This is a genomic window from Pseudomonadota bacterium, assembly GCA_039033415.1.
GTDB lineage: Bacteria > Pseudomonadota > Gammaproteobacteria > Xanthomonadales > SZUA-38 > JANQOZ01.
On the sequence record JBCCCR010000014.1, the window covers coordinates 80067 to 104667 of the forward strand.

Here is a 24601-nt window from a genome sequence, read left to right on the forward strand (position 1 = left end):
GGTGCGAACGTCACGCGAATGGTGTAACCGATGAATATGCGAATACTGCAGACCTGGGCCTTGCTGCTCGTGCTGGCTCCTCTACTGGGCCAGGCGCAGCCCGCCAGCGAGGCGCAGAACGACGGTCAGCCGGGAGGCCCGGTGACAGAAGACGCGCCGCCGCCGCCCCTGCCGGCGCTGAAAAGCGCGCCAAAGCCCGACCCCAACGAGGCGCCGATCGGCGATGTGCCCATTCCGCCCAAGGTCAGGAACAGCCAGGAGATTGTGCCGGCGGTGCGCATCACCACCGGAGACGACGGCCAGATCATTGAGGAGTACTCGAGCAACGGCGAGATCTATATGGTCAAGGTCACGCCCAAGAAGGGGCCTCCCTACTATTTCTTCGACTATGACGGCGACGGCATTATGGAGACCCGGCAGTTCGAGTCGGATTCGGGCGTGAAGCCGGTCCACTGGAAACTGCTCGAGTGGGAGTAACGCGCCGGACTTAGGGGGCGGAGCGCTTGACCACTAGCGCAGCCTGGGAGGGGATTTGATCGAGCTGCTTGACGGCCTGGCGAGGTGGTGCGGCCGCGTCATTGCCTGGTTCACGCTGGCGATGGTACTGCTAACGTGTGGTGTGGTCCTAGCCCGGTATGGCTTTGACGCCGGTTCGGTGGCGGTCCAGGAGCTGGTGCTCTACCTGCACGCCGCCGTGTTTATGCTCGGCGCTGGCTACACGCTACAGCACGACGAACATGTTCGGGTGGACATTTTCTATCGCCCGGCCCCCGCGCGGCATAAACACTGGGTCAACCTGCTGGGCGTGCTGCTGCTGCTCTGGCCCAGCTGCGGCTTCATTCTGTGGAGCTCCCTCGATTATGTTGCCGCCTCGTGGGCGGCCAACCAGGGCGCAGGCGAAGGCTCGCGGGAGGCTGGCGGGCTGCCCTATGTTTACCTTCTCAAAACGCTGATCCCCATCGCGATGGGGCTGCTGATGTTGCAGGGACTGGCGCTGGCAGCTCGCAGCATCCGGGGTTTGAAACGCGGCGCACACAACGCGTCGGTTGACGCCCCGCCGGGTGACGGCGAACGCTGATGGACGGGTTGCTCGCACTGGTGCTGTTTGCCGCCGTCTGCCTGGTGCTGATGGCCGGGTTTCCCGTGGCGTTCACCCTGGCCGGCGTGTCGCTTCTGTTTGCCGCCGTCGGCGCCGCTGCCGGCGTGTTCGATCCGGCATTCTTAAGCGCCGTACCCAACCGTATCTTTGGCATCATGGGCAATGAGACCCTGCTGGCCGTGCCGCTGTTTGTGTTTATGGGCATTGTGCTGGAGCGGTCCAAGCTGGCGGAGGATCTGCTGGGGGCAATGGCGGGTCTGTTCCACCGGCTGCGGGGCGGGCTGGGGGTTGCGGTACTGCTGGTCGGCATGCTGATGGCGGCGAGCACGGGCATTGTCGGCGCGACCGTGGTCACTATGGGCCTGATGTCGCTTCCCAGCATGCTGAAGGCGGGCTACGACCCGCGCCTGGCCAGCGGCAGTATCTGCGCGGCGGGCACGCTGGGGCAGATCATTCCACCGTCGATTGTGCTGGTGCTGCTCGGCGACGTGATTTCCAATGCCTACCAGCAGGCGCAGCGCGACCAAGGCATCTTTTCTCCCGAGACCGTGTCGGTTGGCGAGCTGTTTGCCGGCGCGCTGCTGCCGGGTCTGCTGCTGGTCGGTGCCTATATGGCCTACGTGCTCCTGGTGGCGCTGACCCGACCCGAGCGGGCGCCGCGGGCTGCCGACGGGGACGAACCAACGCCCGCGCTGGGAGAACTGCTGAAAGCACTCGCGCCGCCGCTGCTGCTGATTGTGGCCGTGCTGGGTTCGAATCTGGGCGGCATCGCCACCCCCACGGAGGCTGCCGGCGTCGGCGCCGCCGGCGCGCTGGCGCTGGCGCTGCTGCGAGGCCAGTTTGGCCTGGACGCGTTGAACGGCACCATGCGCGGAACGGTGCGCGTCAGCGCCATGGTGTTTGCAATTCTGATCGGCGCAGCGGTTTTTTCGCTGGTCTTTCGAGGATTCGGCGGCGACGAAGCCGTTCACCGGCTGCTGACCGGCCTGCCGGGCGGAACGGTCGGCGCATTGCTGGCGGTCATGGCGCTGATGTTTGTGCTCGGCTTTGTCCTCGACTTCATCGAGATCATTTTTGTGGTGGTGCCGATTGTCGGGCCAGCGCTCCTGACCATGGGCATCGATCCGATTTGGCTGGGCATCCTGATTGCCGTCAACCTGCAAACCTCGTTTCTCACACCGCCCTTCGGCTTTGCCCTGTTCTATCTGCGAGGCGTCGCCGCCAGCACCGTCACCACCGGCGATATCTACCGTGGGGTGCTGCCATTCATTGCAATCCAGATCCTGGTGCTCGGTCTGATCGCCGCGGCGCCGTCCCTGGTCACCTGGCTACCCGAACGCATCTACGGCTAGTGTCCCTTGAACAACTCGGCTGCTTGAAAGCCGCTTTCGGCACATGGACGTGCCGACATTTTCGATGGCTACAAGCCATTGAAAATGCGAGCCAAGGGAAAATCGCGACTCAAAGCTCCCGCATCATCCACCGGTTGCAGGCGTCGTGGCCGGTGGCTCCTATCGGGCCGTCCAAGTCATCAAAGCCCTGCTTGCGGTAAAGGTGGCGAGCCTGGTGCATCACGTCCAGCGTCTCGAGGTAGCACCGGCGGTAGCCCAGCAGGCGGGCAGTGTGGATGCAGTGCCTCAGGAGCTGCAGCCCCATCCCCTTGCCGCGAAGCTGCGGCATAAAGTACATCTTTTTGAGCTCGCAGATTTCATCGTCACCCCCGACCAGCGGTCCGACGCCGCCACCGCCCAGCACCTCGTCGTGGTCGTCGACGACCACAAAATAGGCGCTGCCGGAGCCCTGGTAGGCGGTGTGCATGTCATTCACTTCCGGATCGCCGATGGAATACCCACAGCCGACGGCTCCGTGTTCGGTCATCACGTCGCGAATCACCCGGGCCATGGCGGCTTTGTCGTCTGATCGGATCGGTCGAATGTGGAACGCCTCGCTAAGCCTCGCATAGCGCAGGGCCGAGGCGTATTGCTGCAGTCCGTCGAGCACGCCCTCGCGCGCCTCGTCGGGAACAAACGCCAGCGCCCGACGCACCTGGTCGTCTGCGCGGTCGTGAATTTCGTGGACTTTTTCGCGTCCGAGTTCGGTCAGCGAGAGGGGGCGGCGACGCCGGTCACCACCGGGACGCCCCGCCGCCACCAGCCCAGCGGACACCAGTCGGTTGATCAGGCGGCTCATGCTCGACTTCTCCAGCAGCATAATTTCCGCCAGCTCTGAGGCGGTGGCCGTGCCCCGCGACTCCAGCTCCATCAGCAGATGGCATTCCGGTACGGTACTGCCGGGAATACACCCGGAACCATCGACAACGCGGAATTCGCGCACTAAAGTACGGGCCGCTTGCCGTAAACCCTCGATCACTGGACCCATATGTATGTCTCATCCACCCAATTAGTTGTAGAATGCAACTATATGAGTGAGTTTTCAACTTCTGACCGCGAGCGCTTCGACCGCGAAGGCTTTCTGCGGGTCCGAGGCCTGGCCGACCCGGCCGGACTGGAATCGATCCTTGAGCAGGTCCGTGCCGAGCTTGCCAGCCAGCCGATGGAGCTGGAAATCGACGTGGGTTATCCGGGCGCGCCGCGGAGCGAGGAAGACCGCGGGGCCTCAACACCCCGCCGGCTCCTTGCCGCCTACGCCCGAAGCGGGGCCATCCAGGCGTGGGCCGCCGTCCCGGCACCGGTCGTCAGTCAGCTGCTGGGCTCCCCCACGGTGTGGCTGAGCCAAGCACACCACAACTGCGTCATGACCAAATATCCGAGCTATTCCAGCGACACCCTCTGGCACCAGGACATCCGGTTCTGGGCGTTCGAACCGCCGCAGCTGGTGAACTGCTGGCTGGCGCTGGGCGAGGAGCGTACGGAAAACGGGGGCCTGCGGGTGATCCCGGGATCTCACCGTTGGGACCTGGAACCCGCCCGGCTCGATCAGGGGTACTTTCTCGATCCGCAGCATGCGGATAATGCGGCGGCCATCGATAAGTCGATTCAGCTGGATCTCGAGCCGGGTGACGCCCTCTTTTTTCACGCTGGTCTATTTCATGCGGCTACCCGCAACCGCACCAACTCGGTCAAGCTCTCGCTCGTTTATTCCTATCATGGCGCCGGAACCCGACCGGTTCCCGGCACGCGCTCGGCAGCGGTCGAAGAAATCCGTTTTGACTGCTGAAGGGCAGGACGCCGACCGGCTCAGGTTTGTCCTGGTCCGACCGTCGGTGCCGGGGAATATCGGCGCCACGGCCCGCGCGATAAAGACGATGGGGCATCACCAGCTGTGGCTCGTGTCTCCTGACACGGAGTTTCCTCACCGGGAAGCGACGCGGCGCGCCGTGGAGGCGGCCGACGTGTTGGAGCAGGCGACCGTTGTCGACACGCTGGCTGAGGCCCTGGCTGGGTGTCAGCTGAGCGTGGCGGTTTCCGCCCGGCGCCGGCATGCGGACTGGCCGATCTTGAGCCCGGACGAGCTAAGAGACCGGGTCAGCAGCGTTGAGGGCGAAGTGGCGCTGGTGTTTGGCCCGGAGTCCAGCGGTCTAAGCAATGAAGAGCTTTTCCAGTGCCGCCTGCAGACCATCATCGCGTCAAACCCGCGGTGCCCGAGCCTCAATCTGTCTCACGCCGTGCAAATCTATGCCTGGGAACTCGCCGGCCATTTCGCCGACCGGCCAACCGATCGCGTTGAGCGCCCCACTCAGGAACAGCTGCACCATCTCCTGGGCGAGGTCGACAAGCTCCTGGAAACCCTCGACTTTGCCCCGGCAGGCCTCGAAGACCCGCGCCTGGCCGCTGTCCTGCAGCGTGCCGACCTCAAGCTCGCCGACTGGTCGCTCCTGGAAGGTGTTCTGCGCCGCGCGCTCCAGCGTCTGTCCAGCTCCGCCGACGACGAGCGATAGACACTGAATTCCGCGCTTCGCCTCGGGCGGCCACGTCCGGACACCAACTTTGCTACTGTGACCCAGCCGGCGCCTGATGGGCCGTGCAAATCACTCCGTGCCTTCAGCAAAAGGACGCCCTATGCGCTTTCAGCACTCTGCGGCACTCGCCGCTTTCATCAACGTCGCGCGCCGTTTCCGGCCCGCGGTCTGTCGGGCTCTATGCCTCACCGCAGCGGCGCTGGCGGCCGGTCTGACGGCCAGTCCGGCCATCGCCCAGGTCAGCGGCGCGGGCACAGGTCTCGTGAGCAACCTCGGCGAACCGCTTTGGCCAGAAACGCGCTACAACCCCCAGGTGCCGACCTTCGAGAAAGTGCTGGGTTACCGGGCCGGCGAGCGCATCACCTCCACAGCCGCGGCCAGGCGTTACTTTGAAGCGCTGGCGGCCGCTCGCCCCAAGCAGCTGCAGTTCTTCAGCTACGGCGAATCCTGGCAGGGCCGACCGCTCTATTACCTGGCGATCGGCAGCGCTGAAAACATTCAGGGCCTGGAGCAGTTTGAAGTCGACATGCAGCAGCTGGCTGATCCGACGACGGATAGCGAGACGGCGGAGACGCTGCTCTCCCGACTTCCCGCGAGCGTCTGGCTCGCCTACAGCGTGCACGGTAACGAGATATCCCCGACCGACGCCGCGATGATGACGGCATACCATCTGCTGGCCGCCGAGGAAGATCCGGTTGTCGATCAGATTCTGGCGGAGACCATCGTCTGGCTGACGCCGGTCCAAAACCCCGACGGGCGGGAACGCTTTCTATTCAACTTCGATCAGACCCTGGGACTGACGCCGGATACCGATCGACAGTCGGCGCAGCATGACCAGCCCTGGCCCGGCGGTCGGGTCAATCATTACCTGTTCGACCTCAACCGGGACTGGCTGGCCCTGACCCAGCCAGAGACGCGCGGTCACGTCGCGGCGCTGCGGCGCTGGCTGCCGCTGGTGTTTGTCGACCTGCACGAGATGGGGCCCGACGCCACGTACTACTTTGCGCCGGAGGCGGTTCCCTACAATCCGCATCTGGCGAGCGACCAGCGGGCCAATCTGACCCTCTTCGGCCGCAATAACGCCCGTTGGTTCGATCGGTTTGGCATCGACTACTTCACCCGCGAGATTTTCGACGCCTTTTATCCGGGCTACGGCGCTTCCTGGCCGGCCTACTACGGCGCCGTGGCGATGACCTACGAACAGGCTTCCGTCGGTGGACTGGCCATCCGGCGTCGCAACGGCAGCACCCTCACGTACGGCGACAGCGTCCGCAATCACTTTGTCACCTCGGTGTCGACCGCCCAGGCGACCGCCATTCATCGCGAAAAGCTGCTCCAGGACTTTCGCCGCTATCAGCTCAGCGCGGTCGCTGAGGGTGAGCGCGGCGTTCGGGAGTACCTGATCAGCAGCGCCGGCGACGCGTCAGCCGCGGACAAGCTGGCCGGCGTGCTGACGCAGCAGGGTGTATCCGTACGACGGGCCATCGAACCGTTCAGCGCCTGCGGCGAGGACTACCCGGCCGGCAGCTACGCCGTCTCGCTGGCACAGCCGGCAAAACGGCTGATTCGGACGCTCCTCGATCCGCAGGTCGACATGGATGCCGAGTTCCTCGAGGAGCAGGAGCGCCGACGCAGCAAAGACTTGGGCGATCAGATCTATGACGTCACCAGCTGGTCCCTCCCGCTGATGTACAACGTGACAACCCGGCCCTGCCAGCGCCCGACCAAAGGCGCTTTCGAGCCGACCGGATCGGAATGGGTTCGGCCCGGGTCGCTCGAGAACGCCGGCGCCACCGTGGCGTATCTTGCGCCCTGGGGCACCCGCGCGGCAGTCCGGCTGCTCACCGCCGCGTTGCGCGATGGACTCCGAGTCCGCGGCAGCGATCAGCCTTTTACGCAGAACGGCACCCGCTACCCGGCGGGCACGCTCATCATGCCGGTTGCCGGCAACCCGGTAGACCTTGGCGCCCGACTGGCAACGATGGCGCGGCGCAGCGGCGCCACCGTGATCGGCGTATCCGACAGCTGGGTCGAGGAAGGCCCCAACTTCGGAAGCTTTAACGTGACCGATCTACCGGCACCGCGCGTCGCCCTGGCCTGGGACAATCCGACGCGGATCTACTCCGCCGGCGCTGCGCGGTTCGTGATCGAACGCCAGTTCGGCTATCCGGTGACGCCGATCCGCAGTGACCGTCTCGCGCGGGCCGATCTGTCGGGCTACGACGTGCTGATCCTTCCGGAGACTTACTCACCCTATGCCACGGCACTGACCGCTAGCCTCGATGAGTGGGTACGTGAGGGCGGCACGGTCATCGCCCTGGGCAATGCGCTGGACGCGGTGATCCAGGGCAAAGAGCCCCTGCTGTCGCTCAAGCGAGAATATGACCACCGCAGCCCACAGCCCGCCGGCGGCAATGGTGACGAAGAGAACGTGAGCCCGGTTTCCGGCACGATGCTGACCGACCTCAAACAGTATGAGGCCGCGATCGCCGCGCCGGAGCAGTCGCCGGAATACGTGCCGGGCGTGTTGCTCAACGCGGACGTGGAGGGTGAACACTGGCTGGCGGCCGGCGTTAAACCGACGCTGAACGTGTTGCTGCGGGGCAATCGGATCTACGCGCCGCTGCGGCGCGACCAGGGCATAACCGTGGCGCGCTTTGGTGATCCCGATTCACTGCTGGTCAGCGGCTATCTGTGGCAGGAAAACCGCGAGCAGCTGGCCTTCAAGCCTTTTGTCGTGACCCGCCGCGTCGGGCGTGGCCACGTGATCGGGTTCACCGCCGACCCGAACGTCCGGGGTTACCTGGACGGCCTCAACGTGCTGTTTATGAACGCCGTGCTGCGCAGCGCCGGCCACAGCGCCCGGCTCCGCTGAGACATTTGCGCGACCAGTTACGTCGTTAGGGAGACGCAGGCTAAGGAATCGGCGTCATGAGATCAGCAACCCCACGGACGGCGGTTGGACATCGCGTAAGCACAATCATCCTCAGCGCAGGCGCGCTGTTGAGCGGGACAGCACTCGCCGGCACTCCCGCAGCCCCCTGCAGCCCGGGCCTCGCTCCGCCCTCGCTGGAGGCCGGCGATCTGGGGCCGGCGCCGGGCGGCAACTTTGTTGAACTGTGCTTTTCGGTTGTCAACGATCGGCCCCACAGCCGCAATGAGATCGCTTTTTCAAGTCTGGCGCTCCCGGCTGCCTCCGGGCTGACCGACACGAGCCGACTGGCGTTGACCGCCGGCGGTCGACAGGTGGCAGCCCAGTTTTCCATCCTCTCACGCTGGGGTGGACCGCTGGCTGACAACACTCGGCCGATTCGCTGGCTGCAGGTATCGCTGCCGGTCGCGCTGGCCGCGGACGCCCAGGCTGACTACCAGCTGCGAATTTACGACCAGCCCCCGCAAACCGCTGACCCGCTGGCGGTTACCCTGACGGACGAAAACCCACTCTGGCTGGTCGATACCGGCGTCGCGCGCTTCCGCGTCGATCCGGAAGACCCGGCCCTGCTCCAGGAGCTCTGGACGGTGGCCGCTGGCAGCGCTGAACTGCTGGTGCGTGGCGGCGCGCAGGCGGGTCCACGGCTGGTATTCCTCGATGACCAGAACCAGTCGGTGGCGCTCGGGGCACAGCCGTTCAGCGCCGTGCCACTGCCGGGCGGAGTGTTTGCCGATGGGTTTGAGGACCCCGTGACGGGCATCGGCGGCGAAGCCAGCCTGGCCGCCGCCGTGGTTGACCCCGGCAGCTTTGAGATTCTCGAAGCGGGCCCGGTGAAGGTCACGGTGGCGGCCCGCGGTCACTTTGTCGACCCGGCCGGCAATAGCCTTTGCCAGCCCGACAACACAACCCCCTATGAAAGTCTGGGCTACAGCGTGGCGATGAGCTTTTTCCGCAACAGCCGAGACGTGGCGCTGGAGTTTGAGTTTCGCAACGAGTGCAGTGACGCCCAGTCGGGCCCCTGGACCGATCAGACACGCCGCGTCACCGAAGTGAGCTGGCAGTTTCCGCTGGTGGACCTCGCCGGCCAGACGGCGAGCTTTGGTGACGTCCTCGACGTGGGCAGCGGCCCGACCAGCTTGGCGCAGCTGCGCGGCGCTTTTGACGGCGGCGGCTGGCGGCGGCGAGCGCGGGCCAGCCGCAACGGTGCAATCGTCTCCGAGCCATCACGTTTTGCTCAGCCGCTGGTGGCGCGACTGTCCGCCGACTGGCTGCTTGGTCTGACCGCCGCATGGATGCGCTTTCGCGAACCCCAGTCACTGGAGGTTTCGGCCGAGGGGATCCGCGTTAACGTGGTTCATGGCGACCTGACGCTGGGCGAAGGAAAGGGAATCTGGAACCATGCGCTGCTGGCGGTTGACGCGCGCTCGAGCGAGCCGCTGGAAGACCAGCTTGCTGTGCTGCGCCAGCGACAGCTCGATTTCCTCGAGCGGGGCCTGCTGCCGCGCTTGCGGCTGGACCACCTTAACGCTGCCAGCGTTTTCCCGTCGCTGGGCACCGAGGCTCCCTCGGCGATCAAAACCGATTACCTGGCCTGGATGAATCTGCTCCATGACCAGACCGCCGGCCTCGGCGGCCAGCATGAGCGTAACGCCACCTTCGGTTCCCAGCTATGGCCCGACACGGGCTCCTCCGATCCGTTCAACGTCGACGCCGGCGCGCCCAATAACGTCAGCTCGGGCATGAACTACTGGGACCCGGCCGGCAACGAGCTGCTGGAGTTTCTGCGCAGCGGTGAGCCGCGCTGGGCCTGGGACTTCGCGCTCGCCGGCTACCGCACACAGCTGCACGCCGCCTACCTGAACACCGGAAACAACAGCCACGGCAATCGCGCCGGACTGGCGGTCACCTCGGGCGGACCGGGCTGCGAGCTATTTCAACCGCCGTGCGCGGCTGACGGCAGCGGCGGTGGCCAATGGCACCGGTCCGCCTTCGGCTCCGATGACTACACGTACGCCATGAGTGCCGAGCTCGGCTATACGCTGCGCCCCACCCTCGGCCTGCGAGAACGTTTTGCGCAGGCCGGACGGACGGTGGTCGGCCGCTACGATCCGGCCATTCCAGAGGGCAACCGGGAAGCTTTTGTCAACGCGATCAACATCACCCGCCAGGTCATTCAGCATCTGGAGATGCTCGCCAACTGCGCGGAGTTTGTGCCCGGCCCCGAGGGCGTGAGCTGTGACCAGCGGCTCCGGGAGATTGTGGGCGAGCTGGCGAGAGACAACCTCGCGGCCGGCATCCTTTGCCAGGGCGAGGTGAATTTCGCCAGCGGCATAAACGGGGATATTCCCGGCCCGCCAGCGCCCCTGCCCGATCGTTGCTTCACGCCGCAGCAGTTTATGCAGAATGCGCTGATGCTGCCGTTCTTTCACCGCTATTTCTTTAACTACGGAGATCCGCCGCAGGGTTCGGTCGGGCGTGCCCTGGGCGAGGCGCCGCGCGTGCTGTACGAGCAGGGGCTGGCGCAGGAACCGGGTGGCGCGCTCGACGTCGCGGGCGACTGGGCCGCCGCCCTGGACTGTCAGCTCAGCGGTGACGGTCGCTCGGTCGTGAGCTGCCAGGCCTCACCGGATTCCGATCTGATGACGGCGATGTCCGCACACACCAAACCTCATACCGCCGCCATGCTGCTGCTGGGCCACGAGGTTAATCCCGGCATCAACCTTTGTACGGTTGCGCGGGCCGCGCTCGACAGCCCCGGCTTTGGCGGCCTTCCGACCGACGCCAATGCCGGCTGGAACGGTGTGGGTCACTTCAACCAGGCGGGCTGGTGGAAAGGCAGTTCGCAGATGATGCAGTCGATGATTTTTGCCGTCGGGATCTACGACACCTGCCCCTGATCTCGTCAGCCGGGTGCTTTTTGTGGCGGGCTCCGGCCACACGAAGCCCGCCAAAACCTGCTTAGGACAGTATTCCCGAAAGCGAAGCTTTTCTGTCATGCTTATAATTACGCCTTCTGCAAGGAGACAACCGCCGGATTGCGGACGTGAAAGGAGTCGTCATTTTGCTCGTTTTGCTGCTCGGGGCCTGGATGGCCGGCGCCGAGTACGTCTGGCTGTGCAAGGTAAAGAACCACTGCGACGGCACGCCGCTGGCCGCGCAGCCCCCGCTCAACGCCGACCCCTTACCGGCTGAACCGGTGGACGCCAGGTCCAGCGCCGCGGCGGAGCCCGTCCCGGCACCGGAGGCCGCGATCAGTGATGATCGGGCGGGTATGACCGCATCGACCGCCGCCGTCCCCAACGGCGAGCAGGCACCGCCTCGCGTCGCGCCACGAGCGGCGCCGACGGTCATCAGCCTTGCCAGCGGGGCTTCGCTGACCACACGGCCACTCGGCTTTGAGCCGGACGTGTGGGACCTCAGCGGCACCGAGGGTGGCACTGCGTACGTCGGCGAGCTGGCCGAATTTCTGAACAGCTCACCAGCGATCGACGTAACGCTGAACGGTGAGTATTTTGTGTTCGAGTCAACGCCGGCCGCGGCAGACAATCTTGGCCAGGCGAGAGCCGCAGCGCTGAAGAGCGCCCTGGTGGAAGCCGGCATAGCCGCGTCACGCATTTCGATCGACTCAGCCCTGCTGCTGGACCGGAGTCGTAAACCGGGCTTTACCGTTGCGACCGAAGATTTCAGCGACCTGGTTGCGAGCCGCACCGTGTTCTTTGCTCCGGCGGCGATCACGGCCAGCACAGACCCAGAGCTACGCAGCTACGTTCGAGAGGTGAGCGGATTCCTGCAGCGCCATCGTGGCGCCAGTCTGCGGGTGATCGGGCATACGGATAATACCGGCGAGGCGGGGGTCAACGAAACGCTGGGGCTCAGCCGGGCTCGCCACGTGGCGGAGCTGTTGGGCGAACTGGGCCTGCCCTCGACGCGCGTGCGTATCGGCTCCCGGGGTCAGAACGAACCGGTCGCAGACAACAATACAGAAGCTGGCCGCGCGGCAAACCGCCGCGTTGAGGTCCAGCTGGATTTGGGACGACGATAAGAATGGCCAATGACGCGTTGATACTGCTAGTGATCATGCTGGGCTGCATCGGCCTGGCGGCCCTGATTTGCTGGTTCACCTGGGGCCGCGCGAGTACCTTTCTCAACAACGAGCTGAGCACGCTGCGCATGGCCACGGATCGGGAGCTGGAAGACCTGGTCCACCAGGTTGAGGTTCTTGAGTCACGGCAGCAGGAAGATCAGGCCACCGCTACCGGGGCCATCTCCGAACGCGATGAGCTGGAGACCCGAGTCAAGCGGCTCACCCAGGAGCTGGAGGATGCAACCGGCCAGCTGGCCAACGCCAGCGCCGAACTGGTCAATCAGAAGCTGGCGGCCGAGACGGCGCAGCAGGAGCTTGCCAGACTCAAGGGCGGCGGGTAGCGCGCAAGCCTGCCAGAGACCGTGTCGTCAGCGGTCTCCCGGCCTCGCCAGCGGCGGCGCCGTCACCGGATGCCCAGCCGGCCAGGGACGCTCGGGCGACTGACCCGACCGATATTGCTCCAGCGAAGCCCGCAGCACGGCAATTTCATCCTCGGCCAAGCCGTCCCGCAGCGCGAGAAACAGCGCTTCCTGCTGATAGGCCACGGCGGCCTCAGCCGATCCGCTCGCCATCTCGAGCATCGCCAGCGTGCTGGTGATTTCCAGGTCAGCCTGGCGAGCATAAAGCTGGCGCAGCGCGCCGAGCACCGGCCCGGCCAGCGCCGGTGGGCTGCCGTCGCAGCCGGCCACAATTCGCGCCAGCACCAGCAGTAGATCGGTTCGCGCGTTGCTGCGCAGTCGCTGGTCCAGCAGCTGGGCCGCGGCGGCGCAGTCTCCCGCTTCGGCCCGGCTCACCGCAAGCCGCAGCGCCACCACCGGGTCCGCGGGCCGTTGCTGCGACAGCAGCTCCAGCTGGCCCGCCGCCTCGGCAAACTGGCCTTGGCGCATCTGCGCATTGGCCAGCAGCAGCCGCGCGTCGCTGAGCTCGGGATCCAGTTCCAGGGCACGCGCATAAAGCGACGCCGCGGCCTGCCAATCCCCCGTCATTTCGAGCAGCACGCCGCGCTGCTCCAGCGCCAGCGGATAGTCCGGCCGTGCCGCCAGCGCCGCTTCCGCGGCCTGCATCGCCGGCGCAAGCTGCCCGTCCACCTCCAGCAGGCGGGCCAGCGTGACCTGCACGTTTGGGTTGTCCGGCGCAATGTCCCGCGCCGTTTGCAGATAACGGATTCCCTGGGCCAGGTCCCCGGCTTCCGCCGCGGCGACGCCCAGCGACATGAAATAATTGAAGCTCCGCGAGTTAGACATCAGACGCTCGTTGAGCGGGTCGAGGAGCACCACGTCGCGCGTTCCCCGCTGGGACAGCAGCTCGGCGGCGCGATCGGCATTCCCGCTGGCGCGATAGGCCATGGCCAGCGGCGTTCGCAGCGCGCTGGCGGTGGGTTGCAGCGACAGCGCCTCCTCCAGGTAGCGCACCGCAGCGTCGAAATCGCGGTCCGCCAGAAGGATCTGACCGAGCTCCGCGTGGGCAGCGGCCAGGCGCGGGCTGGCAACGGTCACCGCTTCGAGGATCTTCCGGGCCCGCCGGCTGTCCCCCTGCGCCACGTGAGCCTGGGCCAGCCTCACACGCGCCGGAGCGTAGTCGGGATTCACCTCAAGACTCTGCAAGAATGCCGTCTCGGCGTCGGCAAAACGTCCTTCCCGCGCCGCCTGCATTCCGAGATAGTAAGGCCAGCGGGCGTCGGCGGGCGCCAGATCTCGCGCCGTTTCGAAAGCCTGCCGGGCGGGCCGTAGAAAATCGTTGGCCTGGTAAACCATGCCCAGCTCGCCATACGCGGAGGCACTGTCAGACGCTGACGCCTCAAAACGCTCCCGGGCCTGCGTCAGCAGCTCGCGCATGTGCGGTGGATGCCCGGCCGGGTCTGGATGATCAACGCTGGCCAGTGTGGCCAGCAGGATTACAAGCGGAATCATGCGATCTTAGGAAGGCGGCCGTTGCCGAAAAGGCGGCCGGGTTGGCGGCGATCCAAACGGTTTGGCCGGTCAAAGGACCAGGCCGACCAGGAAACGCTGGCCGGGTCGGTCCGACCCGGCCAGGTTTTCAACCGTCGGTCAGGTCGTCGACGCGATCGGCGGTGCCGTTACGCTTGACGGATGCCATCCCCTTGGCACAGGACTGGTTTGACGCATACATCTGACTACGCCCGATCTCCTGATGATTACCCGCCTTGATAATGAAATACTTCTTGCCGTTTTTGGCTTCGCGAACTTCGTAACGGCTGTCGGCTCCGCAATTTTTCTGAACCGAAGCCACGCCGTTCAGCGCTGCTTTCTTCGACGTATACCCCTCACTGGAAATGATGCACTCACCATTGCCGGCCTTCAAACGAAAATAATACTGCTTGTTCTTGCCTTGGAAGACTTCGAATTTGCCTGCCATAAGGTCCTCTCCTTAAAATTTCTAACTCCCACGAAATTGAGCAGGGCCGGGATACGGGCAGCCGAGGATGCGCCGAGAAACCCGGATCGATTGCCGAACGGTCGACCATCCATCGCGTAACCCCTCGTTGGCAACCTTAACATCGCACTTGCCTTTGGCAAAGAAAATTGAAAGCAATACACTCGTTCAGGTCACGATTGTTGACGTATCCCCGATTCGCCGAAAAAAAGTGGCCTTCAGGAGGCTTCTCAATGACGCCAGCCGACCTTCCCACTGCACCAAAAAGAGATCGCTTATGACCTCCCAACCCTCCCTACTCGACCCGCCCACAGCCCAGGATGTATCGGTGTTTGTTCCTAGTCGGGATTTTGACTTGTCCCTGGATTTTTACCGGCAGCTGGGATGGCATATGAACTGGCGGGCGGAGGGGCTGGCTGAGCTCGAGCTTGCCGGCAACCGGTTTCTGCTGCAGGACTTCTATGCCAAAAAGTGGGCCCAGAACTTCATGTTCTATATCCGGGTGGACAGCGCTGAAGCCTGGTTTCATCACGCGACCAAGGTCGTCGAAGGCGGTCGCTTCGGTGACGCTCGAACCGCGCCTCCTAAGCGTCAAAGCCACGGTGACATCGTCACCTACGTCTGGGATCCCTGCGGCGTCCTGCTGCATTTCGCCGAGGCTACCGACGAACCAGCCGAAGCCGGGAATTGACTGGCTTCTAGAAACGCAAGGACTAACCCTCGCTAGAACAGGTCCTGCGGATCAACGTCAACCGACCACCGGACCCGTCGAGCCTGCGGCAGCTCGGCGATCGCCGGCAGGCACCGGTCCAGCAGACCATGTAGCGGCTTGCGCCGGCGGGAGCTCAGCAGCACCTGCAGGTGATAGTGTCCTGCCCGCCGCTCCATCGGCGAGGGCAGCGGCCCAAGCAGCTCCACCTCGGCGGGGCCGCCCAGCCGAGCCATGGCCGCCGTCACAAAATTTTCCGCCAGCGATCGCTGCGGCGCGTTTGCCCGCAGCACCGCAAGAAACCCGGCTGGCGGATAGGCCGCCGCTTCGCGTTCCGTCATGAGGTCACGAGCGTACGCCAGGTAACCACGCTCGAGGATACCGGCGAACATGGGGTGGTCCGGCTGGTGCGTCTGAATCAGCACCCGGCCCGGCTTGTCAGCACGCCCAGCACGACCCGACACCTGAACCATCAGCTGCGCGGCCCGCTCGGCGGCTCGAAAATCGGCGCTGAACAGCGCGTGGTCGATGTTGAGCACCACCACCAGCGTCACATTCGGAAAATCATGCCCTTTGGCCAGCATCTGGGTGCCAACCAAAATGCCCGAATCGCCCGTGCCGATCTCCTCCAGCAGCTGCAGCAGGCGGCGCCGGCTGCGCACCGAATCCCGGTCGACACGCCAGATTCGACGGCCTGGAAATTCGTCAGAAAGCGTTTGTTCAACCCGCTGGGTCCCTAGACCCAACGGCACCAGCCGGGTCGAACGGCACTCGGGGCAGGCGGTGGGTGCGCGCTGACTATAGCCGCAGTGATGGCAACGCAGCTGCCCGACGGCCCGATGCAGCGTCAGCCGGCTATCGCAGCTAGGACACTCCGCCACCCAGCCGCAGGCGTCACACAGTAGCGTCGGAGCGAAGCCGCGCCGATTCAGAAAGACCAAGGCCTGTTCGTCCTTCGCCAACACTTCATGCAGCGCCTCGCGGGCGGCCGGTGTGAGCGCGCCGTCGGACCCGCAACCCCGGCTGTCGATCAATTCGACCGACGGCAGCGTCGCCGCTCCAGGGCGCTGATCAAGGCGGTGGTACCGATAGCGATCGCTCCAGGCATTATTGAGACTCTCCAGCGAAGGCGTTGCGCTGCCCAGGATGACCGGCACAGCCAGCTCGCGGGCCCGCTGCACCGCCACGTCCCGGGCCGAATAGCGAAACCCCTCGTGCTGCTTCAGCGACAGGTCATGCTCCTCATCGACGACCAGCAGCCCCGCCCGGGGCAACGGACAGAAGACGGCAGAGCGCGTCCCGATGATGACCTGCGCGTCACCGTCGGCAGCTCGCTGCCAGCTGCGCGCGCGCTCTCGATCACCCAGGCCGGAATGAAGCACGGCCACGGTGCTGCCCAGACGCTCCAGGAACCGTCGCGCGAGCTGCGGCGTCAACCCGATCTCCGGCACCACCACCAGGCACTGGCGACCGGCCGCGGCCACCTCGGCAATCAGCTCGAGGTAAACCTCGGTTTTGCCGCTGCCGGTAACGCCATAGAGGAGGTGCGCGGCAAAGCCGCTCGCTTCCCGGATGCGGTTGACGCAGTCGAGCTGGGCCGGGGTCAGCTCAGGACCGCAGCTCACCGTCAACGTCGACCCGACCGCTTGCTGGGTGACGCGTTCGCTGGTCAACAGCGTGCGGATGACCGCGGAACTGATGCCAGCTTCCTGCAGTCGCGAGCGCGCCATCGGCCGCCGTGAAAGCATGCTCAACGCCTGCTGCTGGCGTTCGCCCCGGACCTGCCCGGCGTCGAGCGCCATGCGGCCGCTGGGCGTCAACACCAGCTCCGTTTCCGGCGCCGCTGGATTGTCCCAGGCTTTGGGCAGCATCGTGTTCAGCACCTCACCCAGCGGGTGGTGGTAATAGCGGCTGCACCAGCGGGCCAGCGCCAGCTGCTCAGCGTCGAGTGCAGGCGTCGGCCAGCAGCGGGTGACGGGCTTCAATCGGGCCGTATCGAACTGCCCTTCACCGGCGCCGAGCACCACCGCCTTGAGCTGACGGCGGGCAAACGGCACCTCCACCAGCATGCCGGGCACGGGCGGCTCGTCGAAGGGCCACAGATAATCAAAGCTGCGCGACAGCGGAACCGGTACGGCAACCTGACAGGTGGATAGAGGTGCTTGGCTGATGGCGCGGGCCGTCAATCAGAAACGACCCGGCATTTTAGCTCACCGCCGACTTGTTCGGCCCACTAATCTTCGAGCAGAGTAATCAGTCGATCCAGGTCCAGCTCGATGCTGCGAGGAAACGCGGCCGGACGGTCGATGCCCTCCACCTCTCCTTCGACCGTCATCATTCGAGTTCGGATGGCGCTAGCCTCATAGTGACTGCTCAACAGGCGGTCCCACAGCAGCGCGCTGGCGGCGTCGCTGGCGCCGTCGACGCCCATACAGACCTGAAGGTGCATCGCGTCCTCGGTGAACAGCGGATCGAGCGCTTTCAGCAGGCGGCGCCGGAACTGAATTTTTGGCAGCAGCAGCTCTTGCACCTGGTCGTCGGTAAACGACAGCCAGGAGGGCGCGTAGCGGGCGGGATCGAAAAAGCTGATCAGCCAGTCGACGCGACCGAACACCAGCGACAGGTCCTCGAACAGACGCTGTTCGCAGTCGTTCGATTCGGGGCTGAAATAGCGGTAGCTGGCGCTAACGCCCTGCCAGGCCAGGCGGCGGCACACCGCGGCGCCTCGCTCCGGCTTGGGATCGGTAATCACCAGCCGCACGCCCTGCGCCGCCAGATGGCGACAAACCGCCACGCCCAGCGTGTGGTGTGGCGACCCAACCAGCGCAACTTTTGCTGCAGCGCTTTCGCTGCCTTCCTGTGGCAAAACCCGTGTCAACGTAATTCATCCTGAAGCGTTGTTGACCTGTAGCCTCGTTCTGGACGGGATCTTCCGTGAAAACCGACCGAAATGGTGCGCAAGTGCCTGTTTTACAGACCAGCTACAAGCGGGTGTTACGATAGCATGGGATCTGAAACCCTGGTGATGATGCAAACAATGTTCACGCCTCGGGCCGACAGCAAAACCACCGGTACCGTGGACCGTCTGGACATTTTTTTGCGCTCGGTGGAGCGGCAGGCGTTTACCATGGCCAACTATGCAACCGGCAACCCCGACGAGGCGCTGGATATCGTTCAGGACGCCATGACCGCCTTCGTTCGGCGCTATCGACGCAAGCCCGAAGAGCAATGGCGCCCGCTGTTTTTTCGCAGCGTGGACAATCGGATCAAAGACTGGTTTAGGCGCCGCAAGGTCCGGATGCGATGGCAGGCACCCATGCAGGTCATCGACAGCGGGCCCGATCTTGAAAGCCGCGCTGAAGACCTGACGACACCACAGCCGGATCGCGCGCTTGCTGGACAGCAGGGTACCGAGGCGCTGGAACGGGCGCTCGCCGCGCTGCCGGACCGGCAGCGCCAGGCGTTCCTGCTGAGATCCTGGCAGGGGATGAGCGTCGCTGAAACCGCTGAAGTGATGGGTTGCAGCGAAGGCAGCGTCAAAACGCACCTGTCGCGGGCGACCAGCGCGCTGCGGGAAAAACTGGAGAAACATCAGCATGACTGACATCGATCGCGAGCTCTCCAACGCGGTGAATACCATCGTCGAGCAGCGCAGCAGCGGCCTCGACGCGGCCACACTGTCGCGGCTCAACCGAGCCCGCCAGCAGGCGCTGGACGACGTCCGGCACGAGAGCCGAGGACGCTGGCTGCCGGGCGGTCTGGCGGCGGGCGCGGCAGTGGTGGCCGTGGCTATCGGCCTGACCGGACGGGTGCCGCCGCCCGCGCAGCCGCTGCTGGAACAGCCAGTTTCCGACTTCACCGTACTGGCGTCCGACGAGTCGCTGGAGATGCTGGAGAACCTGGAGTTTTACGCCTGGCTCGACGAGGTCCTGACCGAGGCTGAGGCCGGTTGATGAGGCCTGAAGATACACCCCTGCGGCAAACGCCTCTGTGGCTGGTGCTGGCGTTCACGAGTCTGCCGCTGACGCCGGCAGCCGCTCAGACGCCGGACGGCACCGCGGAAGCGCAAACCCCGGCGGCGGCGGCCGGCGATGATGAGCCGCCGCCAAGCATGGCGTTACTCGAGTTTGTTGCGTTGTTTGAGACCGAAGACGGCCAGTGGATGGATCCGGAGGCGATACCCCTGACGCTGGACGTCGACGACACCAGCGACGGGCCCACCGCGGCGCCGCCAACCCGTCAGGAGCGCGCCCCAACGCCCGCCCATCGCCGGGAGCTCCGTCATGCGCGATAAGCGACTGAACCGTCGGCTCGCCCCGCTCGCACTCCTCTTGCTCACCTGGCTGGCCACGGCCGGCGCGGGCGACTGGGATTCGCTGAGCGAAGCGGAGCAAAAGGTGCTCGCGCCGTTTGCGCAGGAGTGGGACACGCTCGGCGCCGAACAGCAGGAGCGCCTGGAATCCGGCGCGAAGCTGTGGACCAGCATGACACCCGAACAGAAGCGGCTCGTTCACAAACGCTTCGGTCAGTGGCAGCGCTATGCGCCGGAGCAGCGTCAGCGCATCATCGACCGCTTTGCCCGTTTCCGTTCGCTCCCGCAGGAGCAGCAGCGGCTGCTGCGACAGAACTTTCGCCGCTTTAACGCGCTCCCCGAAGCGCAAAAAAGACGCATCAGGGAGCTCTGGGATTCGATGTCCGCGGAACAGCGCAAGAGTTTTCTGAATCGTTTGCGCAACGGCCGAGCCGGCGCTGCACCCAGCGCGGCCCGACCGCTAGCGCAGATGGCACCGGCCCAGGCTCGTTGGTTTCGTGAGCTGGCCGGTCAGCTGGGGCCGGAGGCAAAACGGAACCTGACCCGACGGCTTCGCAACGGCACACCCGAACAGTGGAACGCGCTGGAGCGACGCCTGGCCGACATGAGCCTGGAGGAACGGGAGGCGTTCCTGCTAGGTGAGGAAACTCCTTAGCTAGCTAGTGTCCTGCGGCGTTAGTTCGTTGCAGGACACTAAAAGCCAAACACGCTGAAGCCGCCGTCGACGGCGAGCGTCTGACCCGTGATATAGCTGGCAGCCGGCATCGCCAGGAAAGCCACCGCCGCGGCGACCTCCTCGGCATCAGCGATCCGGTTCATGGGCGTTCGGGCGAGCACCTCGTTGAGGTACTCAGCATCCCCCAGCACGCCCTCAGCCAGAGGCGTATCGGTGTACCAGGGAGCAACGGCATTAACCCGGATTCCGTCCTGCGCCCATTCGCAGGCCAGGTTGCGGGTTAGCTGATTCATGCCGGCCTTGCTCATGGCGTAGGGCGCCCCGGTGCGCAGATGGGTCAAGCCGGCAACCGACGACACGTTCACCACCGACGGGTCCGTTCCAACTCGCAGCAGCCCGTGGCAGAGCCGGCTCAGCTCGAAACAGGTGCCGAGGTTGGTGTCCATCAGCGCCTGAAACTCGCCAGCCTGGTAATTGAGTGCGCTTTTGCGAACGTTAGTGCCTACGTTGTTCACCAGGATGTCCAGGCCGTTCCAGAACGTACAAAGCCACGCGGGGACCCGGCCAAGCTCCTCCAGGTAGGACAGGTCCATCGCCAGGCCGTAGACCTCCTGCTCCGGAAACGCGCCCGCCAGCTCCGACACCTTCCATTCCAGCACCTGCTGGCGCCGGGCCACCAGCGCCACGTTGGCGCCGAGGCTCAGCAGCTCTCGCGCCACGGCCATACCGATCCCGGCTGAGCCGCCGGTGACCAGCGCCCGGCGGCCGGCGAGGCGCCAGCGGTTGTTGCTCTCGCCTTCCCTATTCATGACCCAGCGGCTCCGGCTCGCCGTAGCGAAAGCCCTGCAGCAGGTCGATTTTCAGATCATCGCAGAAGCGCGCCTCAGCGTCGGAGCTGATGCCTTCAGCGACCACCTTAATGTCCATGCCCTGTGCGTAACTCACCAGCATGCGCACCGTCTGCTGGTGCGCCGGCGGCGAGGTATCGATATCACGCATCAGGCTCGCGCTGAGCTTGACGTAGTCCGGCGGCACCTCTGCCAGCGCTGTGAGCCGCGCCTGCCCTGACCCAAAATCATCGTAGGCTAGCTGGACCCCTAGGGACTTAAGGCGACTGCCCACGTCCTGGAGATGGTCGCGATTGGCCACGGCGGCCTCGTGGATTTCCAGCACCATCTGCACCTGGGCAAACGCCGTCCGCAGATTGGCGATATCCTCCAGCAGACGCCCAGGCCGCTGGACCTCCTCGGGATGAATGTTGAGAAAGATCGGGACCTGCTGGCCGCTGGCGGCTGCGGCCCGAACCGCCACCCGTCGCATCAGGTGCGCAAGTTCCAGCTCCAGCCCCTGGTCTCGGGCCAGCTCAAACAACGCCACCGGCGAAGACGGCAGGTCCGGCCGATCACCCCGCGCGAGCGCCTCGAAGGCAAACAGCGTGTGCTCGGCCCGATCGATCAGCGGCTGAAACAGCACGCTGATTTGCTGCCCCTCCAGCATCTGCTTGAGCGGCTCAACCTCAATTTCTGCATCCGAATCGCTGGCCGTGGTCTCGGCAGCTCGCTCCGCGCCGTGAACCACGGTAAACGCCAGATCGGCGAACTGAATCTGGTCGCCGTGGGTCAGCGGGCTGCGCTCCTCGGCTCGTTGCCGATTGACGAACGTGCCGTTGGTGCTGTCGAGGTCCATCAGCCACAGCTGGCTGCCGTCCCAGTTGATTTCTGCATGGAGCCTTGAGATGCCCTTGGCCTTGAGCGCGAGCGACAGGCTGCGCTGCCGGCCGATTCGAAAGGGAAAGTGATCCAGCGGAATCCACACCACCTCACCGTCACTCCGGAGGCGACCTTCAAGAAACCACTGCTGCTGAGCTGTCATCGGCTTGGTTATTTTGCCTTGCGGGCCGCCATCGTGCCTATTGTGGACCGGCGGCGCGGATGTTCATAATGCGCGGCCATGATTTTACTCAATAAAACGCGGCTACAGCCGGAACCTCTCACCGCCGGTGACCCGGTTGCGGTGCGCCTGGAGGTGAGCCTGCCGGAGGGGCCGCTGTTTGAGCTGGACTGCGTGTTGGAGTGGTTTGAGCCTGGCCGCGAGGCCCCGGCGCTCACCCATCACCTGCGCGGCGCGGGCCTGGACGTGTCCTGGCTGCCGGCCGGCAACTATGAGCTGGCCTTCAGCGCCAGCGCGCTCGACCTGGCTCAGGGGAGCTACCGCCTGGTGATCACGCTGCTGCACCGCTATGGCGGTCGCGAGACTCAGGCGCTGCGCGAGACCGTAAAGGCCGAGGTTGCCGCCGGCGCCGTCGGCAACCCTGGAGCCCCCGGCCACTGGGAGATCCGGTCCGCTGACGGCGCGGTACCCGTTGCTGAACTGTCCTGGAACAAAGGGCACGAAGACTGGTTCTACCGCCACTTCGACCACGCCGCGCGCACCATCATCACCTACATGCTGGGCGATTCCCCGGCCCTCAAAGGCCAGATCCTAGACGTGGGTTGCGGGGACGGCATCACCGACCTCGGGGTGTTCTACCGGTGCCGTCCGGAGCGCCTGGTGGGCATCGATCCATTCCGCGGCTACGATCGGCTGCCGGAGATTTGCGGCCGCAACCATCTACCGCTGACGGCGCTGCCGGAGGGCCTGGAGTTTCTGCCCGCCAGCGGCAACGAGATCCCCTTCGGCGACAGCGAGTTCGACGTGGTGCTGTCCTGGGGATCGTTGGAGCACATCGCCGGCGGCTACCAGCAGACGCTCGAGGAGATTCGGCGGGTGCTGAAACCGGGCGGGCTGCTGTTTGCCCACCCCGGGCTGTATTACTCCAATTTTGGTCACCACCTGGGCGAGTTCAGCAACGAGCCCTTCTTTCATCTGACCAAATCCGAGCAGGAGCTCAAAGATTTGGTGCTTGGCACCGAGCCCAACTACATGGACCGTGCGGGCGAGTTTTCCACGCCGGAGCAGTACTGGCAGTGGTACAAAGAGCTCAATCCGATGACCGTGGCGCGCTTCGAGCGGGAGCTCAAGGATCTCGGCTTTGAGTTTTATCGCGTTGCGCTGCGCACCGAGGACCTGGTCGAATACCACCACCCGCGGCTTCAGGACTACCCGATGCAGGATTTAGCCACGGTGGAACTTTACCTGTCCGCCTACAACCGCAAATGACGATGCACGCGCTCCGCCGGCGTACCGAGCCACGCTGCCGGCCTGTGGTCTGGCTGGCGGTGCTGGGCCTGGTGGCCTGCGCCGGCACGCCCAGCGAGCTCCCACCCGCCCCCTGCGCTCCGGCCACGGCCTGGCAGGCGGGCCTCAGCGGAGAGGCGGTGGCTGGAACCTGCGAGGAGTCCGATAGTCGCCTGTGGCGAGAAGCGCGCAACCTGGGTATCGAGCTGCGCGCGTTGCTCGACGAGCGCGCGTCCCTGGATGCCGCTGCCCCCGGCGCGGCCCTCACCGAAGCGCGGCTGCAGCGGGAAATTGACCAGATCCGCGGCGCAGCGCTGATCCGAGGCTGGCCTCTGCCTGAAGACTAACCGAGCGAGGGCTGCTTAAACCGGCTGGCTCTCAGCCATACGAACGCAGTTGCGACCGGCCGCTTTCGCCTCAATGAGCGCTTGATCCGCCGCCCGCAGCAGCGCCTGCTGGTTGCGGATGCGGGACGAGAACTCCGCGACGCCAACGCTGATCGTGATGGTGATTTCGTGGTCTTCAATCAGCTGCGGCGCACGCGCAATCGTATGGCGAAGCGATTCCATTTTGCCAAACGCCTCGCGAAGCGAGAGGCCCGGCAGCATGATGGCAAACTCTTCGCCGCCCAGACGGGCGATCAGCTCTCCCTCACCGCGCTGGCGGTTAAGCACACCGGTGACCTTCTTCAGCACCTGGTCGCCCACCAGATGATCGTAGCGATCGTTGACGTCTTTGAAACGATCCAGATCGAGCATCGCCAGACACAGTCCGCTCGGGGTTGTATGCTGCGACCGCACCGCCTGGTCGAGCGCCTGGTCGAAGACCCGACGGTTGGCGATGCCGGTCAGCGGGTCGGAGCTCGCCCGGGCGTACATGTTGCTGTGATAAGCCGCCTCCACGGCATCGCTGGCGACAAATTTCAGCACCACACCGCCGAAGGCTATCCGGTCACCATCTTTCAGCTGACAGCGGGTGATGTCGTCGCCGTTGACCTGAGTCCGGTTGGTCGACTGCAGGTCGGTGATGTAATAGCTCTCGCCGTCGTAGGCGATCTCGCACTGCTTGCGCGATACGCTTTCCTCGCCAAACTGCAGATCACAGGCGTTGGAGCGCCCGATGGTGACTGGCTTCAGGCTCAGCTCGAACGACTTGCCAAACGGCTCACCGCGGATCACAACCAGCGTCGCGCTAACCCCCTCGGTGGCGGCGGTCGTCAGATTGTAGAAACGCTCGGTTGTGCGATGATCGTCGGTCAAAAAAACGTGCTCCTTACCCCCGACCTATTTTATCCTCTGA

General features: G+C 65.0%; 24 protein-coding genes. 16 read left to right on the forward strand and 8 right to left on the reverse strand.

Annotated elements, in window-relative coordinates:
- Positions 1 to 30 precede the first annotated feature (30 nt).
- From AAF358_13050 to AAF358_13060, 3 genes are read left to right on the forward strand one after another with little or no spacing between them, the layout of a single operon-like run.
- Positions 31 to 477, forward strand: a complete 447-nt coding sequence (locus AAF358_13050; protein MEM7706481.1) for a DUF2782 domain-containing protein — start codon at positions 31 to 33, stop codon at positions 475 to 477.
- 55 nt (positions 478 to 532) lie between these two features.
- Positions 533 to 1078: a TRAP transporter small permease subunit gene (locus AAF358_13055; GenBank protein MEM7706482.1), complete on the forward strand. Its 546-nt coding sequence runs from the start codon at positions 533 to 535 to the stop codon at positions 1076 to 1078.
- Positions 1078 to 2451, forward strand: coding sequence for a TRAP transporter large permease subunit (locus AAF358_13060; protein MEM7706483.1), 1374 nt, complete (start codon positions 1078 to 1080; stop codon positions 2449 to 2451). The genes AAF358_13055 and AAF358_13060 overlap by 1 nt, the downstream gene beginning before the upstream one ends.
- Positions 2452 to 2560: 109 nt before the next feature.
- Here the strand turns inward: AAF358_13060 and AAF358_13065 are convergent, their stop codons facing one another.
- Positions 2561 to 3478, reverse strand: a complete 918-nt coding sequence (locus AAF358_13065) for a helix-turn-helix domain-containing GNAT family N-acetyltransferase (protein ID MEM7706484.1) — start codon at positions 3476 to 3478, stop codon at positions 2561 to 2563.
- A gap of 42 nt (positions 3479 to 3520) precedes the next feature.
- Between AAF358_13065 and AAF358_13070 the strand changes: the two genes are divergently transcribed.
- The 6 genes from AAF358_13070 (at position 3521) to AAF358_13095 (ending at position 12375) form a co-directional block, all read left to right on the forward strand.
- Positions 3521 to 4276 carry a phytanoyl-CoA dioxygenase family protein gene (locus AAF358_13070; GenBank protein MEM7706485.1) on the forward strand — a complete coding sequence of 252 codons (756 nt, stop codon included), beginning with the start codon at positions 3521 to 3523 and terminating at the stop codon, positions 4274 to 4276.
- The gene (locus AAF358_13075) at positions 4266 to 4997 is read left to right on the forward strand and encodes an RNA methyltransferase (GenBank protein ID MEM7706486.1); all 732 of its coding nucleotides are present in this window, start codon (positions 4266 to 4268) and stop codon (positions 4995 to 4997) included. Before AAF358_13070 ends, AAF358_13075 begins: the two co-directional genes overlap by 11 nt.
- A 121-nt stretch (positions 4998 to 5118) precedes the next feature.
- Entirely contained in the window at positions 5119 to 7893 is a 2775-nt protein-coding gene (locus tag AAF358_13080) for a M14 family metallopeptidase (protein MEM7706487.1), read from the forward strand.
- A 56-nt stretch (positions 7894 to 7949) separates the two neighbouring features.
- Positions 7950 to 10847 carry a hypothetical protein gene (locus AAF358_13085; protein ID MEM7706488.1) on the forward strand — a complete coding sequence of 966 codons (2898 nt, stop codon included), beginning with the start codon at positions 7950 to 7952 and terminating at the stop codon, positions 10845 to 10847.
- Between the two features lie 146 nt (positions 10848 to 10993).
- Positions 10994 to 11992 (forward strand): OmpA family protein, encoded by a 999-nt coding sequence (locus AAF358_13090; GenBank protein MEM7706489.1) that lies wholly within the window; start codon positions 10994 to 10996, stop codon positions 11990 to 11992.
- Between the two features lie 2 nt (positions 11993 to 11994).
- Positions 11995 to 12375, forward strand: coding sequence for a hypothetical protein (locus AAF358_13095; protein MEM7706490.1), 381 nt, complete (start codon positions 11995 to 11997; stop codon positions 12373 to 12375).
- Between the two features lie 27 nt (positions 12376 to 12402).
- On the opposite strand, the gene AAF358_13100 is transcribed toward AAF358_13095, so the two are convergent.
- Both AAF358_13100 and AAF358_13105 read right to left on the reverse strand, forming a co-directional pair.
- Positions 12403 to 13944, reverse strand: a complete 1542-nt coding sequence (locus AAF358_13100) for a tetratricopeptide repeat protein (protein ID MEM7706491.1) — start codon at positions 13942 to 13944, stop codon at positions 12403 to 12405.
- Between the two features lie 127 nt (positions 13945 to 14071).
- Complete coding sequence (locus AAF358_13105; GenBank protein MEM7706492.1) at positions 14072 to 14410, reverse strand: YegP family protein; 339 nt, start codon at positions 14408 to 14410, stop codon at positions 14072 to 14074.
- Positions 14411 to 14705: 295 nt separating this feature from the next.
- On the opposite strand from AAF358_13105, the gene AAF358_13110 reads away from it, so the two are divergent.
- Positions 14706 to 15119, forward strand: a complete 414-nt coding sequence (locus AAF358_13110; protein ID MEM7706493.1) for a VOC family protein — start codon at positions 14706 to 14708, stop codon at positions 15117 to 15119.
- Between the two features lie 32 nt (positions 15120 to 15151).
- Here the strand turns inward: AAF358_13110 and AAF358_13115 are convergent, their stop codons facing one another.
- Together AAF358_13115 and AAF358_13120 are read right to left on the reverse strand one after the other, a co-directional pair.
- Positions 15152 to 17323: a primosomal protein N' gene (locus tag AAF358_13115; GenBank protein MEM7706494.1), complete on the reverse strand. Its 2172-nt coding sequence runs from the start codon at positions 17321 to 17323 to the stop codon at positions 15152 to 15154.
- A gap of 47 nt (positions 17324 to 17370) precedes the next feature.
- Positions 17371 to 18015 carry a hypothetical protein gene (locus tag AAF358_13120; GenBank protein ID MEM7706495.1) on the reverse strand — a complete coding sequence of 215 codons (645 nt, stop codon included), beginning with the start codon at positions 18013 to 18015 and terminating at the stop codon, positions 17371 to 17373.
- Positions 18016 to 18141: 126 nt separating this feature from the next.
- Here AAF358_13120 and AAF358_13125 point away from each other — a divergent pair, with 126 nt between their 5' ends.
- The 4 genes from AAF358_13125 to AAF358_13140 are packed head-to-tail and all read left to right on the forward strand — an operon-like array spanning position 18142 to position 20104.
- On the forward strand, positions 18142 to 18741 hold the full coding sequence (locus AAF358_13125) for an RNA polymerase sigma factor (protein MEM7706496.1): 600 nt from the start codon (positions 18142 to 18144) through the stop codon (positions 18739 to 18741).
- Entirely contained in the window at positions 18734 to 19090 is a 357-nt protein-coding gene (locus tag AAF358_13130) for a hypothetical protein (protein ID MEM7706497.1), read from the forward strand. The genes AAF358_13125 and AAF358_13130 overlap by 8 nt, the downstream gene beginning before the upstream one ends.
- Positions 19090 to 19431, forward strand: a complete 342-nt coding sequence (locus tag AAF358_13135; GenBank protein ID MEM7706498.1) for a hypothetical protein — start codon at positions 19090 to 19092, stop codon at positions 19429 to 19431. The genes AAF358_13130 and AAF358_13135 overlap by 1 nt, the downstream gene beginning before the upstream one ends.
- Positions 19421 to 20104 (forward strand): DUF3106 domain-containing protein, encoded by a 684-nt coding sequence (locus tag AAF358_13140; protein ID MEM7706499.1) that lies wholly within the window; start codon positions 19421 to 19423, stop codon positions 20102 to 20104. The genes AAF358_13135 and AAF358_13140 overlap by 11 nt, the downstream gene beginning before the upstream one ends.
- 38 nt (positions 20105 to 20142) lie before the next feature.
- On the opposite strand, the gene AAF358_13145 is transcribed toward AAF358_13140, so the two are convergent.
- Positions 20143 to 20934 carry an SDR family oxidoreductase gene (locus AAF358_13145; GenBank protein ID MEM7706500.1) on the reverse strand — a complete coding sequence of 264 codons (792 nt, stop codon included), beginning with the start codon at positions 20932 to 20934 and terminating at the stop codon, positions 20143 to 20145.
- Positions 20927 to 21997, reverse strand: a complete 1071-nt coding sequence (locus tag AAF358_13150; protein ID MEM7706501.1) for an EAL domain-containing protein — start codon at positions 21995 to 21997, stop codon at positions 20927 to 20929. Before AAF358_13150 ends, AAF358_13145 begins: the two co-directional genes overlap by 8 nt.
- Before the next feature lie 78 nt (positions 21998 to 22075).
- On the opposite strand from AAF358_13150, the gene AAF358_13155 reads away from it, so the two are divergent.
- Together AAF358_13155 and AAF358_13160 are read left to right on the forward strand one after the other, a co-directional pair.
- Complete coding sequence (locus AAF358_13155) at positions 22076 to 23284, forward strand: class I SAM-dependent methyltransferase (protein MEM7706502.1); 1209 nt, start codon at positions 22076 to 22078, stop codon at positions 23282 to 23284.
- Between the two features lie 2 nt (positions 23285 to 23286).
- Positions 23287 to 23649 (forward strand): hypothetical protein, encoded by a 363-nt coding sequence (locus tag AAF358_13160; protein MEM7706503.1) that lies wholly within the window; start codon positions 23287 to 23289, stop codon positions 23647 to 23649.
- Positions 23650 to 23664: 15 nt separating this feature from the next.
- Here the strand turns inward: AAF358_13160 and AAF358_13165 are convergent, their stop codons facing one another.
- Positions 23665 to 24561: a GGDEF domain-containing protein gene (locus AAF358_13165; protein ID MEM7706504.1), complete on the reverse strand. Its 897-nt coding sequence runs from the start codon at positions 24559 to 24561 to the stop codon at positions 23665 to 23667.
- Between the last annotated feature and the right edge of the window lie 40 nt (positions 24562 to 24601).